9 protein-coding genes are annotated in these 14,754 nt (G+C 47.0%); 8 read left to right on the top strand and 1 reads right to left on the bottom strand.

Annotated elements, in window-relative coordinates; all coding sequences use genetic code 11:
* Positions 1-62 precede the first annotated feature (62 nt).
* Positions 63-392, bottom strand: coding sequence for a DUF3147 family protein (locus tag FGI41_RS02740; RefSeq protein WP_139488404.1), 330 nt, complete (start codon positions 390-392; stop codon positions 63-65).
* A 170-nt stretch (positions 393-562) separates the two neighbouring features.
* Here FGI41_RS02740 and FGI41_RS02735 point away from each other — a divergent pair, with 170 nt between their 5' ends.
* From FGI41_RS02735 to FGI41_RS02700, 8 genes are all read left to right on the top strand, one after another.
* On the top strand, positions 563-1,285 hold the full coding sequence (locus FGI41_RS02735) for a rhamnogalacturonan acetylesterase (protein WP_139489019.1): 723 nt from the start codon (positions 563-565) through the stop codon (positions 1,283-1,285).
* Between the two features lie 188 nt (positions 1,286-1,473).
* On the top strand, positions 1,474-2,739 hold the full coding sequence (locus tag FGI41_RS02730; protein WP_139488402.1) for a copper amine oxidase N-terminal domain-containing protein: 1,266 nt from the start codon (positions 1,474-1,476) through the stop codon (positions 2,737-2,739).
* A 55-nt stretch (positions 2,740-2,794) separates the two neighbouring features.
* Positions 2,795-4,648: a serine hydrolase gene (locus tag FGI41_RS02725; RefSeq protein WP_139488400.1), complete on the top strand. Its 1,854-nt coding sequence runs from the start codon at positions 2,795-2,797 to the stop codon at positions 4,646-4,648.
* Between the two features lie 137 nt (positions 4,649-4,785).
* A complete protein-coding gene (locus FGI41_RS02720; RefSeq protein ID WP_139488399.1) occupies positions 4,786-7,632 on the top strand; it encodes a LodA/GoxA family CTQ-dependent oxidase in 2,847 nt (948 codons plus the stop codon).
* Positions 7,633-7,635: 3 nt separating this feature from the next.
* A complete protein-coding gene (locus FGI41_RS02715; protein WP_139488397.1) occupies positions 7,636-8,724 on the top strand; it encodes an NAD(P)/FAD-dependent oxidoreductase in 1,089 nt (362 codons plus the stop codon).
* A gap of 175 nt (positions 8,725-8,899) precedes the next feature.
* Positions 8,900-9,568, top strand: coding sequence for a DUF1643 domain-containing protein (locus FGI41_RS02710; RefSeq protein ID WP_255298288.1), 669 nt, complete (start codon positions 8,900-8,902; stop codon positions 9,566-9,568).
* A 35-nt stretch (positions 9,569-9,603) separates the two neighbouring features.
* Positions 9,604-13,398 (top strand): AAA family ATPase, encoded by a 3,795-nt coding sequence (locus tag FGI41_RS02705; protein WP_176560093.1) that lies wholly within the window; start codon positions 9,604-9,606, stop codon positions 13,396-13,398.
* Between the two features lie 273 nt (positions 13,399-13,671).
* The gene (locus FGI41_RS02700) at positions 13,672-14,661 is read left to right on the top strand and encodes a helix-turn-helix transcriptional regulator (RefSeq protein WP_139488393.1); all 990 of its coding nucleotides are present in this window, start codon (positions 13,672-13,674) and stop codon (positions 14,659-14,661) included.
* Positions 14,662-14,754: the final 93 nt, after the last annotated feature.

The following is a 14,754-nucleotide window of genomic DNA, read 5'->3' as shown; positions in this document are numbered from 1 at the left end:
GAGGAGCATGATAGTAATGCTCCTCCTTTTTCTATGATCGGTTGCTCCGGATGCCAAGCCGATCAGGAAAGGTATTTATACAGCGCCATGTATATCACAAAAATGACCAACGAGATCAGCACGGCATACAGTGGTCTTGTCCAATTGGTCAACAAGAACACACAGCCGACGAATAAAACCAGGCCGAGCGCACCGAAAATACCGCTTTTCTGTGCCAGATGAAATTTTTGATCGTCCATATACTTCATCTGCAAGGACATATTCGCGAGAGTCATAATGGGCAGAGTTGTAATCACACCGGAGAGGAACACATTATTCGATTTGCTCAAGTAAGTGGCGAGCGCGAGAATACAGCCCCCGAGGATAAACTTGGATACATATTCGAAGATCATGGTGTAGGCACTTCTTTCTGACGAAATATTTGATCGTATAAGTATACCATCAAAACTCATAAAAATCACAAACAATCTCCATAGTAGGCTGGACGGATCTGTCAGGCTTTTTGGCAGCAGAAGCCGCCAGCCTGATCTTCACAGGAGGCCATGCCACCGCGTCCAGCGATATGACAAGAACTGACAACAACGGCCAGCACGGGAAAAATACCATCTCCGTCTACCTCGCAGGAGATTCGACCGTCTCTACCTACTCATCCGAGCTGGCTCCCCGCGCAGGCTGGGGACAGGTATTCGGCAAGCTGTTCGATGACAAAATCATCGTGAAAAACCATGCCGAGTCAGGCCGAAGCTCCAAAAGCTTCATCGACGAAGGGCGTCTGACTACAATATTGGACAAGATCGAAAAAGGGGACTATCTCTTCATCCAATTCGGTCACAACGACGAGAAAAAAGAGGACCCGACCAGATACACCGAGCCTTCCACCACCTACAAAAGTTACCTGAAGCAATATATCGACGGCGCCCGTGAAAAGGGAGCCATCCCCGTCCTCGTCACACCAGTGGAGCGAAGACGCTTTGCCGCTGACGGAGCTGCCCAAGATTCACACGGGCTGTATCCGGCCGCGATGAAAGAGCTGGCACTGGCCGAACAAGTACCACTGATCGACCTGACCGCCAAAAGCAAGGCATTGTACAACCAGCTGGGGCCAGAGGAGACCAAGTCTATCTTTTTGTGGCTGGATGCCGGTGTCCATCCGAATTATCCAAACGGCGTACAGGACAACACCCATTTTCAAGAAGCGGGAGCCAGACAGATTGCCCGATTGGTCGTGGAGGGCATTGAGGAAAACAAGCTTCCCTTGCGCAACCATGTGGCTAAAAAGGAATGACTAGGCTAGGACTTTTAAATCTGTACTGTACTCTTTTTAATAAGACGTAAGAAAGAAATAGGGTATGTTTGTCATGTTCCTTTTGGTCAGGAAGCTCTATTTTCACCAAAACAGGTAGATCATCCACTTGGAATCCAGTATATGTATATAGTGTGTAGGAAATCATCTGACGAAATGGAGTTTTGGAAATGACAAGAGCAATACTCCCTTCTTTTCTTGCGGTAAGCATGGCTTGCACGCTCATCTTTTCACAACATTCGGTTGTCCATGCAGCTGATGTGGATCGGGATTTTTTGGATGAGGTCAAGGAGGAATTTGCGGCCTACAAAGAGGCGGAAGCAGCAGATTATAAGCAATATCTGGAGAAGACCAAAAAAGACTACGACATGCTGAGAAAATCAACGACGAACGAGTTCAACCGGATCGAGTCACTGACCGAATCCGACCTCAATGCCCTGAGCAAGCTGTTGAAAAAAGATTATGATCAACTGGTTAAGAAAGTTGGAAATACCCAAAAGTTGAATGAATACCATAAATATATCGATGCTTACTATACCGGATTTGCTATGGACTTGTATGAGAAGACCATAGACCCGTACTACGAAGGATATGCAATGGATCTGTATGAAAAAGACATCGATCCCTACTACACAGGCTATACCATGGATCTGTATGAAAAGGAGATTGATCCTTACTATACAGGCTACACCATGGACCTGTATCAGAAAGAGGTCGACCCGTACTACACCGGATATACGATGGATCTGTTGCAAAAAGAATCGGACTCTTACTACTCTGGCTACACCATGGATCTATACGAATCAGGCAGCATCACCAAAAGAGAAGCCGAAAAGAGAATCGAGCAAAAACGCAAGGAGTACACCTCAAAGCTGGAGTCGTTGAAACAGAATTACCAAGCGAAGATCGCGCAAAAACGCAAAGAGACCCTGATCAAAATCAATACCCGCAAGGATCAGACCATCGCGGCCATTTTGAAGCAGAGAAAAGACAGTCTCAATGCCATCTCCAACAAGCGGAAAGCATATTTTGGCAGCGGTATCTCCTTTCCCCCGCTTCAGCTGGGCTATATCCGGGTCGTGATCAATGGCGAAGTACAGATCTTTGAGCAGTCTCCTGTTGTGCAGAGAGGGAACACCTTGGTTCCGCTGCGTGCCATTTTTGAGAAGCTGGGTGCACAGGTCGATTGGAATGCCAGCAATCTTACAGTGACAGCTGTGAAGGGAGAGACGAAAATCTCCCTGCAGATGAACAAGCAGCAAGCACAGGTTGGCAACAAGAGCGTAACCTTACCGATTGCAGCGCAAATGGTCAACGGCTATGCCATGGTTCCATTGCGCTTTGTAAGCGAAGGGTTGGGGGCCCAAGTCCATTGGGATGCTTCCAGTCAGACGGTGACGATCACCACATCTGTAAGACCTACCAGATCCAACTAACAGATCCTGCAACCCTGACTCATCCCGCGACCACTACGTTATGAGGGGTGTTTGTATGGCGTATGCATGGCAGGCACGTCATGGACTTACTGCTGCACAGTATCAAGCCACCTTTAACTCACTGGTTTCCCAGGGGTATCGGCTGATCGATGTGAGTGGGTATGGTGTCGGAGGAGTTGACCGCTATGATGCTGTCTGGGAACAATCACCAGGCCCTGCATGGCAGGCGCGGCATGGGCTGTCGGCTGCGGAGCATCAGGCCTTGTTTAATGATCTCACCAGGCAGGGGTATCGTCCTGTTCGGGTGAGCGGTTATGAGGTGGGCGGTCAGGCCCGCTATGCCTCGATTTGGCATAAAACCGACGGCCCACCGTTTCGTGCCCGCCATGGCTTGACGGCTGCTGAGCTTCAAGCCGAATACGACGCCTTGACTCCACAAGGGTATCATCCTGTTGACGTGAGCGGGTACTCTGTCGGCGGTCAGCCTCGTTTTGCCGCGATTTGGGAAAAGTCGCCGATCGCCGGTTGGGTCGCGCGTCACGGTCTGAGTCCGTCCGAGTATCAGGCTCAGTTTAACCAGTGGGCCAACGAAGGCTACATCCTGTTGCGTGTCAGCGGATATGAGGTGGGCGGTCAGAATTTTTATACAGCGATCTGGATTCAAGGACCGGCACTTACTTGGTTCAGCCGCCATGGTTTGACCGATGCGGAATATCAAGCGGATTTTAACGCCATGGTCGCCCGTGGCTTCCGTCTGGTTAAAGTAAGCGGCTATCCATTGCGCGGAACGGCCCGTCACGCGGCCATCTGGCACAAACCGTCTCTGTCCGACGCGGAACAGGCGTTCATCGACCAGACGGTGACCACTTTCATGAATAATCACAGGGTACCGGGATTGTCTCTGGCTCTGGCTCATCGGGGGAGATTGGTATTGTCCCAAGCATTCGGGCTAGCCAACACCGCTACCAATGAACGGGTGACGACCAATCATCTCTTCCGGATTGCCAGCGTCTCGAAGCCGATCACCTCGGTTGCGGTATTTCGACTGATCGAAGCCGGGCGTCTGAATCTGGGTGACAGAGTATTCGGCCCCAACAGCATCCTCGGCAACACCTATGGCACACTGCCCGCAAATTCTCCCATCAATCAGATCACCGTGCAGCATCTGTTGGAGCATACGAGCGGCTGGGCCACATCTCAGGACCCGATGTTTACCATGTTTAACCTCAATCAAGACGAGTTGATCACGTGGATGCTCGATCCGGCGAATAACCGCCCCTTGACCCATACGCCGGGAACACGTTTTGAATACCTCAACTTCGGATATTTGGTGCTCGGGCGGGTGATTGAACAAGTCTCCGGCCAAACATATGCGGATTATGTCAGACAGAATGTTCTTGCGCCCAGTGGCATTACCGATATGCATATCGCCGGTGACACTCTGGCACAGCGTCGTCCCAACGAGGTCGTCTATTATTCGCAGACCGCGGCGTGGAATCCGTACGCGATCCGAGTCTCCCGTATGGACGCACACGGAGGCTGGATCGCATCTGCCAAAGACCTCGTCAAGTTCGCCCTCCGTGTAGACGGATTCGCTACCGTCCCAGACATCCTAAGACCTGCCACACTCGGCACCATGATCACGCCGACGACTGCACCCAGACCTGATATGACGCCCGCCAATTACGCGAAGGGCTGGGCTATTAACGCTCTGGGCAACTACTGGCATCTGGGAGACCTTCCGGGTACGGCTTCGATCCTTGTCCGCACCAACAATCAGTATGTCTGGGCAATTCTGGCCAATTCCCGCAACGATGCACAACTGGATCAGATGCGCGCCGATATCGATGCACTGATGTGGACGATCATTAACCGTATCACCGATTGGCCTGCGGGAGTGCCCGGATAAAGAGGCACAGCGCCAACCCCACCCATCTGCCAAGTCAGTGACCGGCATGACCCAAGAAGTGACTCGGGTCAATGGTCATATGACTACTCTGAAAGCTATAGTATCCATATAAATACTCAGAGAGCAGGTGGAGTAATATGAGCGACCAAAATCCAACCAAGGCCGGCCAATCTGGGACGGAAGACCCGATTGCTGGCTTGAAAAAAATGTTCGTAGATGGGCCGATGGGCAGAGCGATCGCCCAAGGACAATGCCCTGTGCAACGTCCCGTATTTCGCAAGACACACGGATGTGCAGCCGGAACCTTCAAGATTTGTCCAGATTTGCCGCAGGAGCTGCGTGTAGGCGTATTTGGATATGAGGAGTTTCCGGCATGGGTGCGTTTTTCCAGTGACGAAGTAGCCCCGACAGGTGCCGACATCCGTAAACCGCTCGGCATGGCGATTAAGCTGTTCGGCGTACTGGGCCGCAAAATCCTGGAGGGGGACGAGAATGCCACCACCCACGATTTTCTCTTGCAAAACAATAACGTGTTCTTCGTCGATACGGTAAAGGACATGTACGAGTTTACATACGCAGGCCAAAACGGTGAACTCGACAGCTACTACGCCGCCCATCCCAGAACCGAACAGATCGTCAACGAGATGAACAAGCTGGAAAAAAGCGTGCTCAACGCCTCCTACTGGAGCATCCTGCCGTTTGCCTTTGGCCCGAATCAGTACGTGAAATATAAGATTACTCCGGCTGTTCCGACAGAGGTAACCGTCGATACGACCAATCCCAACTACCTGCACGATGAGCTGAAAAAACGCCTGCTCACCGAAGAGGTCGCCCTCCATTTTCACATCCAGCTCCGCACCAATGATGGGACGATGCCACTCGACCAAGCCACCGTCGCTTGGGACGAGAGCGAATCCGAGCCGATCCATGTGGCGACACTCGTCCTGCATAAGCAAGACATTGATGCACAGGGACAGCAGGAATACGGCGAAAATCTTTCGTTTAACACATGGCGTGTCCTGCCGGAGCATACCCCAATCGGCAGCATCAGCGAAGCGCGTAAAGTCGTGTACAAAGCCTCTGCCGAGGTGCGACGCTACGAAAATGGCGTTCCGATCGTCGAACCGAACCAACCACGCAGCCTGAAACAACCGATACAGGTACAGGACAATCAGATTGTTGACGTGGTGATTCATCCAGCGATCGGGATTGCGCGTGTAGGGAACAGTGAGAGCGAATACTTCCTCGGGCCGGAGATTCCGGGTGTGCACCAGATCGATCCCCAAGACTACCGCGACAGCACAGGCTGCATCAAGCGTCAGGGGGCACGCTTCCGACTGTTTGGCCGTAACCGCAAAGGCGAAATCGTCCAAGAAATCACCGCCGATCAAGCTGAGATCACCTGGTCTGTCCATGTCTCCAATGTCAAAGCCGCCTGGTATGATTTTGACCTGGCACTCGATATTCCGGCAGCCATGGGACAATTACCGGGAGTTCCTGCGACAGCAAGCACACTGCGCAACGCCAATCAAGCCCGTACACCATTGATCATCGATCCGGGAAAAATCACGATCAGCGGCAAAAATACCAATACAGACGGTTCACAAAGCCGATATGCATTTGACAAAGGCCAATTTTTCGATCAGCAGGTCTACTTGGGTGAACTGCGTACCGATGAGAACGGGCACCTGATCTTCCTCGGGGGATACGGAAAATCCGCAACGGTCGGCGGTGACCCTACCACTTTTGCCAACAATGACGGGTGGCACGACGATGTCAGCGATGGGCCTGTCGATGCTACGGTCGTCCTCAATGGGCAGGTGTTCGAAGCAAAAGGTGCATGGGTGCTCGTCGGCCCGCCTGACTATACGCCGGGGGTACAAGCGATTATCACTGGCTATGATCTCATGCAAGAAGCCGGGTTTGAGCTCGATCCGAACACGAAGCCGAAGCGTCCGACCTTCTCGCAGCATATTTATCCGATCCTCAAACGCTTCAGTGACTATCAATGGGTGAATGCCGGGTTTGCCGAAGAATTCGGCTGGGGAAGCCCGCTTGATTTCACCAACTCTGACTTCGTGGCACAGCTCAATGACCCAAGCGATGACAAACTGGCACTTCGCCAATCGATTTTTACGAGATTCCGCAATCCGCATGCATCCTATCAGCAAGCGGATGCGTGGCCGGGTATCTATGGTGACGGTGCGACACTGGTACCGACCAGCACTGACCCGCGTGAATGGATGTCGATCCTGCCATCCCAATACCAATGGCTCAAGCAATGGGCGATGGGCGACTTCATCTCAGACGGTCTGCCGAAGGTCAAGACATGGGACGAGATGACTCCAGCCGAACGTGCACACGGTCTGGACCGCGCAGCATTGGATGAGACGATGGGCGGGCCGTTCCATCCGGGATGCGAATTCACCTGGCCGATGCGTCATTCCATGATGTTCAGTGAACCATTCCGCATCAAACGCCGCAATGCTCGCCAGCTGGACTTTGGCAGCACCCTGACCTCACCGATCGCTCTAGGGGAAGGCGGCCCGCTCGATGGAAGCTACGCAGGTGACATTACCCGCTGGATGGCTGTCCCATGGCAGACCGATACATCGAGCTGCCTGTCTGCCTATCGCGCATTCAGTGGTGAATATCTGCCGACATTCTGGCCAGCCCGCGTCCCTAATGACGTGCTGACCGAAGCGAACTACCAGATCATCATGGATGGAACCAACACCAAGGCAGACAAAATCCAAGCATTCAGTCCGGCTACCCGTCAAAAATGGCTCCGCGGCATTCAATACACGACAGGCAACCCGGCGAAAAGCCTGAACTACGTAACGGGTATCAAAAAATTCATCAGCCAGTGGAACCAAGTAGGCATCATCACCAGCCGTCCCGGCCCAGAGCATACCTCGATGTTCCCGCAAAAGATCTGGGTGGAGACTGGACGCCAAATTTCTCCGACAGAAGAGAGCGAATAATCCGTGAACAAGATAGAGACAGATGTATTAATCCTAGGCGGCGGTCCCGCAGGTCTGGCGACAGCGATCAAGCTGGCTGAGCTGGGCATTCGTTCCAGAATCATCGGACGTCAGATGCCAAAAAGGGAGAGGATCGGCGAGAGCCTCTCTCCTTCTTCTGTTCCGCTGTTGAAGCAATTGGGATTATGGGAGACATTCAAAAAAGATAACCATAATAAATGTTATGGTAACAAATCAAGCTGGGGATCACCCGACCTTCACTACCATGATTTTATCCAAGATCCGAACGGACACGCCTGGCACATCAACCGCCAACTGTTCGAGCAGCGCATGCAGGAGCGGGCCACATCCCTTGGCGTCGTAGTCGAGCATACAGCGGAAACCGTCAGCCCCGTCTGGCATGATGATCAAAAGTGGCAGCTCACCTTGGGCGACCGCGGAATCACGGCCCGCTTCACCGTCGATGCGACAGGCAGGCCAGGCTGGTTCGCGCGTAAACAAAACCAGAAGCGAGTGGTAGAAGACCGCCAGATCGGGATCATCGCCTTTTTGCAGAAGACGACAGACCTGACCCCGGTGGATTCGACCAGCCTGATCGAAGCGGTCGAGACAGGCTGGTGGTATACCGCACCCTTGCCGAACCAAAGGCTGGTGACTGTCTTCATGACCGATCCCGACCTCCATGACACCAAAGCGTTGTTGGCCCGGTACGAGTGGCAGGCATTGCTCGAACAGACCCGCTATACCCGAGAGCGCGTCGGGTACGGAGGATACCAACTGATCAGCGATCCATACGCGGTGGCGATCGACAGCAGCCATCTGGAATCCTGCCACGGTGCCAACTGGCTGGCTACAGGTGATGCGGCGATGGCGTATGATCCGGTATCCTCACACGGGATTACCTTGGCACTAGCCGGGGGGAGAGATGCGGCCCAAGCGATTGTCGGGTATTTGAGCGGTGACACGTCGGCATTGGCTGCTTATAGTGAAAAATTACTGGGAGCATATGAGTATTATTCGGAAGCAAGACGACGGATCTATCAGATGGAGCGTCGATGGGGGGAGTCGCTTTATTGGATGAAGCGGCAGTGAGTGATAGAGGATTATTAATATATAGAAGACCGAGACGCCCTGATAGTAATGGGCGTTTCTCTTCGTTATACGCTACCTTCTAAGTAATTATAGTTCATCATAGGGAAGAAATCAGACGATTACTATGGTAAAATTTACATTGTATTCTTCCCTTATCTGAAACAGGAGTGAACATATGTCTATTCAATCTGAGTTTTTTTGTTATGGTCATTTTTATGATTTACATTTAGATGGAAAAAAACTTATAGAATGCAGGAGTGTACTTGAAATCGTACGAAACGATTATCGTATATCAAAGTCTAAGATATCTACTACTAAACCTGACGCCATTGCCATTATGATGAATCCTGGGGCTTCTATTCCTTTGGACTCTCGACCCGAAATAATAGACGTAGAAAACTTTAATATCAACTTTCAAACAAAAACTTTGGTCACTGCGGTACCAGACAAGACACAAACACAAATTATGCAAATTATGAATAATAAACGATGGAATCATATAAGAATAATAAATTTATCCGACATACGAGAAAAAGATAGTAGAGAATTAGGAAAGAAAATTGGAAAATTTGAACACGATACTCTTTGTATGTTACACTCTATCTTTTCATCCCAAAGAAAAGATGAAAGAAATCATGCTCTTATTAACTGCAAAGTTCCAATTATTTTGGCTTGGGGAACAAACTCTTACACGAAAAAATATGCAGAGCGTTGTTTAATGTTAATTAATAATCATATTACTATTGGGATCTCTTCCGATGAATCTGAATTATTCTATCATCATCCTTTAACGAGAAAAGTAAGATGGGTCCCGAAAATGGTTGAACAACTACAAAATTTTTAAATAATTACGTATTTTTAATGAAAGGATGCTTAATTATGTGTACTCTACCTTTAAAACATCTTTCAGCGAGGGTTCCTTGGCATGATAACAAATGGAACGGTACAGTGTGCTGTAATGTAGTGGATAATTCATTTTGCAGAATATTGCCTAAAATTGATTCTACTAAAGATCCCGATCACGAAAAGAAGTCGGAAGGAGTATTAATTTCGGAATGGGAAAATCCGTCCGATCTTGCTTGTCTTTCTGAAAAGGGGACATTTCTTTCCCCACATGAATATACTAGATTAATACCTCACGCCTGGCAAAAGTTCAATAAACTATTTAATGATTTTCAACCAGGAATTTTTCATCACAAGCCATACTCATTTAACGCTGTACCATTCTTATGGATGATGAAAGATCCATCTACTCATGAATCCTCTAAAGCAAAGCAGTTTGGACTTCTCTACGATCCGAGCAAAGAGGAAAGCGTAGCACTGGGTTTTGAGGGGAACGTTTGGGTCCAACATCCTGATAATCAGCAAATTTTGCTGGATTCTTTCTTTAATTCATTACAACCACATCGTTCGTTGATCTTTTTCTATGCTAAACATACTCCTTTATCAGAACCTAGTGAACGGATCATTGTCGGCGTGGCCTGTGTACGAGAAGTTGGAAAGATCGTACCTTATCGTTATCCAGAAGGGTACAGAGGTCACCGTAGTTTTGTATGGGATCGCTGTATTGGACACACTCTCACTAATAACAATCCAGAAGGGTTCTTGATGCCATACCATGAAATTTTGGATTATCAAAAGAAGACAGACTCGGATCTTAACTATCGAGAATTAATCGCAGTTGCACCTGATTTTTTGGAGTTTTCTTATTCATCCGAGTTGGTGGAACATGATACAGCTATTGATTCACTTTTTGCTATGGCAACTGCATTGAAAAACACTTCAAAAGTATTAGAAATCGATTTCACCTATGAGTTAAAATGGATAGAAGACAGAGTGTCTGAGTTATGGGACATGCGTGGAGGGTATCCTGGAATGGGGGCTGTTTTGGCGGCATTTGGTTTCTGTGATGGGCTACAACTAGCTTGGGAAATTGAAAAACACATATATGAGACTTATGGCGACCTCCTCAAAAAAAATCCATGGGAGATATTAGACCAAGAAATAAGCAATCCCGGTAGTATCTTGGGGAGCATTGGTCAAAAACTTTATAATGGATCTAATAAACGTTTATGGATGGCAGCCAAAGAAACAAAAAAGCAATTTCTACAACTGCTCAGTCGCTGTCAACTGGACAATCAACAAGCCGCCGATGTTATAAAACAGTTTGAACCGAAAATAGAACAAATCCTTGATAATCCGTATTTATTATTTGAACAAACCCGTCGAACAGAATATGCTTTAGCCTTTTCGAAAATAGATAAAGCAGTTCTCCCTGTAGACAAGGTACGTCTCGCTTTTCCACTGCCTCGGCCAACTGCCCTAACAGATGATTTAGACGAACGCCGAGTCAGAGCCTTACTTGTTTCTCTCTTGGAAGAAGCTGCTACTTCTGGTCACTCGTTGCTACCTGAACAAGAATTAATGGAGAGAATTGAGCAATTAACTCTTGCTCCCCCCTGTAGGGTGAACTCTGACTTATTACAAGCGTATGTGGATAATAATTTTTTACAACAAGAAGTTGTGCATATTCCTAAGAATGAGATCCAGCCGATATCTTTTTTTAAACTAAGAAGATTGGTAGATGTCAAAGCAGTTATTACTAGACGTATTAACAAGTCGATCATTGAGCAACGTACATTCTCTATCCAACATGATTGGAACTACTTAGTGAATAACTATATTCAAAAGGAAGAAACATCTTCAAAGGATATTCTAGCACGTCAGGAGAAAGCAGAAGCACTCCGTATTTTGTGTAACTACCGTTTTTCTTTGTTAATAGGTCCAGCAGGATCGGGAAAAACAACTTTATTGAAAATTTTTGAAAATATCCCAGGTATTAAAGAAAAGGGGGTTCTTAAACTTGCACCAACCGGCAAGGCAAGGGTCAAGCTTGGGTTTGATGCACAAACAGTTGCACAATTCCTTACAAAGCATAAACGCTATGATTACAAGACAGGAATATATCATCTGAATCCTGATGCAGCAAAATATACCGGAGCCCGTACTATTATTGTAGATGAAGCCTCAATGCTATCGGAAGATCAGCTTGGAGCTCTTCTAGATGCGTTGGGTGCATATGAGCGTCTTATCCTCGTTGGGGACTATCGACAACTTCCACCTATAGGAACGGGTAAACCTTTTATGGATTTAGTTCACTTATTTAAACCGAATAAAATTGGACAAAACGGAACAATAACAGGACCTGCTTATGCTGAGTTGGTGCAAATTTTACGTCAAGAATCGAATAGAGAGGAACAGTCTGAACGCTCAGATGTGGTATTGAGTCGTTGCTTTACAGACGAGAAGGACAAGAGTGTAATCGAGGAATTTCTCGAGAAATATTCGAATGAGCAACAAGGTACAAAACAAAGTAACTTGAGACTTGTCAAATGGTATGACAGTTCCGATTTACGCGAGAAGCTAAAAGATGTATTGAGGGAAGAACTATTGTTCACACCAGGGAATGAGTCATATGATTTTAACATATCAATTGGCGGTACCGACTCAAATGGATATATATATTTTAATGTAAACAATGCAGAAAAAAAGATAGAGAAATGGCAAGTTCTATCTCCAGTGAACGGTTACGGATTTGGCGTGAAAGAGATTAATAAATTCATTCAAACAACATATCGGCAATCATTTATTGATTTGGCCCATAATTTACAATCGGAAACGAAACATTATACAAAGCGAAAAATTGCTAAGCCTAAAGGTTCTGACAATATTGTTTATGGTGACAAAGTAATAAATCTCCGAAATAGCACATGGAAAGGGTCTATCCATCCGTACACCCAAAAAAATTCTGCATTATGCTACATAGCAAATGGTGAAATTGGAATTGTCACTGGAAAATTTCTGGGTAAAAATAACACCAATAAGGGAGAGCCTCCAGTCGAGATTGCTTATTCTACACAACCTGGTTATAGCTATGTCTACTATCCTAATCAACTATCAGAAGAAGGGAACTATCCCATGGAATTGGCTTACTGCATTAGTGTGCATAAGTCACAAGGCAGTGGATTTGAGACAGTCTTTTTTATTCTCCCGGAGTCCCAACTTCTTTCACGAGAACTGCTTTACACAGCTTTAACCCGCCAAGAAAAGAAAATAATAATTATGCATCAAGGAGATTTCCATAATTATTTGCGCTATACTACAGATGAATTTTCTGAGGCAGCTCGTCGTTTTACGGATCTCTTCTTCTTGCCTGATATCAAAGAGGTTAGTAAAAAACGTGTAGACAGCCGTTATATCAATGTTTCTGAGCGCGGAGAGTTCATGATTTCCAAAAGTGAAGTCATTATTGCTAACTGTTTATACAAATATGAGAAAGAAGGTTGGATTACATACGGTTATGAGAGCCGATTGACGATGAGAGATGGACGGACAGTAAAACCTGATTTTATTATTGAAAATTTGGAAACTGGTCAAATCTTTTATTGGGAACATCTTGGTATGATGACACTTTCAGATTATCGTGAAAAATGGGAGAAGAAACTTCAAGCATATAAGGATAGTGGTTTTGTTTTACACACAGAAGCTACTTTAGTTGATGATAAAATTTTAATCATTAGTGAAGATCATACATCTGGTGGAATTAATTCTCAGCTGATCGATCAGATTGTACAAAAAACAATTTTAGGGTTAACAGATTCGCGGAAGATCTAAGACAATCGATTTGGAACACTTGCTCTTATAATATTATAGATCAATCAGTATTTAACAAACCACCGCCCAGGACGAATCCCGGCGCAGTGGTTTTCTTTTTTCATAGAGCATCCAGTCGTTATCAAAACACAGACCAAGCCACTTCGGAGGGAACCCTTCCAGAGTGGCTTATTTTTTTACATTAATAACCGTTAATATATTTTGGTTTAATATAAATAAAATTAATTTTAAAAGAATTTGTTGCGCGTCGGCGTTGATGGGAGGCATGGTCTTATGAAAATTGATATCGAAGCAAAGGATTGGCAAGATACCCTCTACCAGCTGGTTCACGACCTGAACATGAGTCCGTCCACAGATGGGTTCCAGTGGTCGTTTACATCGCCGCGTCCTGTCGGGGAAGGAAAGTTGGATATGCATTTTTTCCCATCTGGCATCGGGTTGATGGTGGGAGATGTGGTGTTTTATGACCAGATAGATCTTGATCTACGCACGAAAAGTCCGATGGTCACCTTTGGCTTTATGCTCCATGGACGGGCCAGACGATATATTTACGACCAGCAGATGGAGTACATTCAGGAGCCGCAGTCTAGCCATGTCTCGTACAATCCGGGGCATCGCAATGCCATCCATTTTCCCGGTCAGGAGAGATGCACATGGGTCAAAGTGTTTGTTCCCGGACATTTTTTCCGTACCACGTACAAGGGACTGATGGAGACACTGCCACAGCATCTGCAGACGATCCTGTTGGGGAATGAGAATCAGTACCTCCTGTATTCGGAGGAGTTGACTTCACCGATCCAGTCGACCATGTCTCAGATCTTGGACTGTCCCTACCGTCAGGCGATCCGTTCGATGTATCTAGAAGCCAAGTCGCTTGAGGTGATTTCTTATTTTTTGGATCATGTTAAATATTGTAAGCGCTACCAAGAGAGTTCTTTGCTCAACAGAAAGGATAAAGAGCTGACAACCAAGGCCGCCGAGATCCTCCTCTCCAATATGGAGCAGCCCCCATCCATGGTGGAGCTGTCCCAGATGGTCTATCTGAACCAAGGGAAGCTGCAGAAGTGTTTTAAGCAGCTGTATGGCATGACGGTTTTTCAATACCTGCACGAAAAACGGATGGAAAAAGCAAAATGCATGCTGGAGGAAGGACGCCTGTCGGTCACTGAAGTGGCGGAGAAGGTCGGGTACGAATATTTGAATAATTTTTCGCTAGCATTTAAAAAAAGATACGGAGTCACACCTAAACTTGTTAAAAAATAAATGTTTATCATAACTTTTTGACTGTTTGGAATAAAACAACACTGTGATGATTGGTATATGTTATTTGTGTACAAGATTTTTGGAAAGGGAGGA

This window comes from Brevibacillus dissolubilis (genome assembly GCF_006170445.1).
Classification (GTDB): Bacteria; Bacillota; Bacilli; order Brevibacillales; family Brevibacillaceae; genus Brevibacillus_B; species Brevibacillus_B dissolubilis.
The sequence above is the reverse complement of the archived record's forward strand: the minus strand, read 5'-3'. Positions and strand labels throughout refer to the sequence as shown.

Coding starts and splice junctions, on each gene's coding strand:
- FGI41_RS02740 (WP_139488404.1), bottom strand. CDS start 392: ATGATCTTCGAATATGTATCCAAGTTTATCCTCGGGGGCTGTATTCTC.
- FGI41_RS02735 (WP_139489019.1), top strand. CDS start 563: ATGACAAGAACTGACAACAACGGCCAGCACGGGAAAAATACCATCTCC.
- FGI41_RS02730 (WP_139488402.1), top strand. CDS start 1,474: ATGACAAGAGCAATACTCCCTTCTTTTCTTGCGGTAAGCATGGCTTGC.
- FGI41_RS02725 (WP_139488400.1), top strand. CDS start 2,795: ATGGCGTATGCATGGCAGGCACGTCATGGACTTACTGCTGCACAGTAT.
- FGI41_RS02720 (WP_139488399.1), top strand. CDS start 4,786: ATGAGCGACCAAAATCCAACCAAGGCCGGCCAATCTGGGACGGAAGAC.
- FGI41_RS02710 (WP_255298288.1), top strand. CDS start 8,900: ATGTCTATTCAATCTGAGTTTTTTTGTTATGGTCATTTTTATGATTTA.
- FGI41_RS02705 (WP_176560093.1), top strand. CDS start 9,604: ATGTGTACTCTACCTTTAAAACATCTTTCAGCGAGGGTTCCTTGGCAT.
- FGI41_RS02700 (WP_139488393.1), top strand. CDS start 13,672: ATGAAAATTGATATCGAAGCAAAGGATTGGCAAGATACCCTCTACCAG.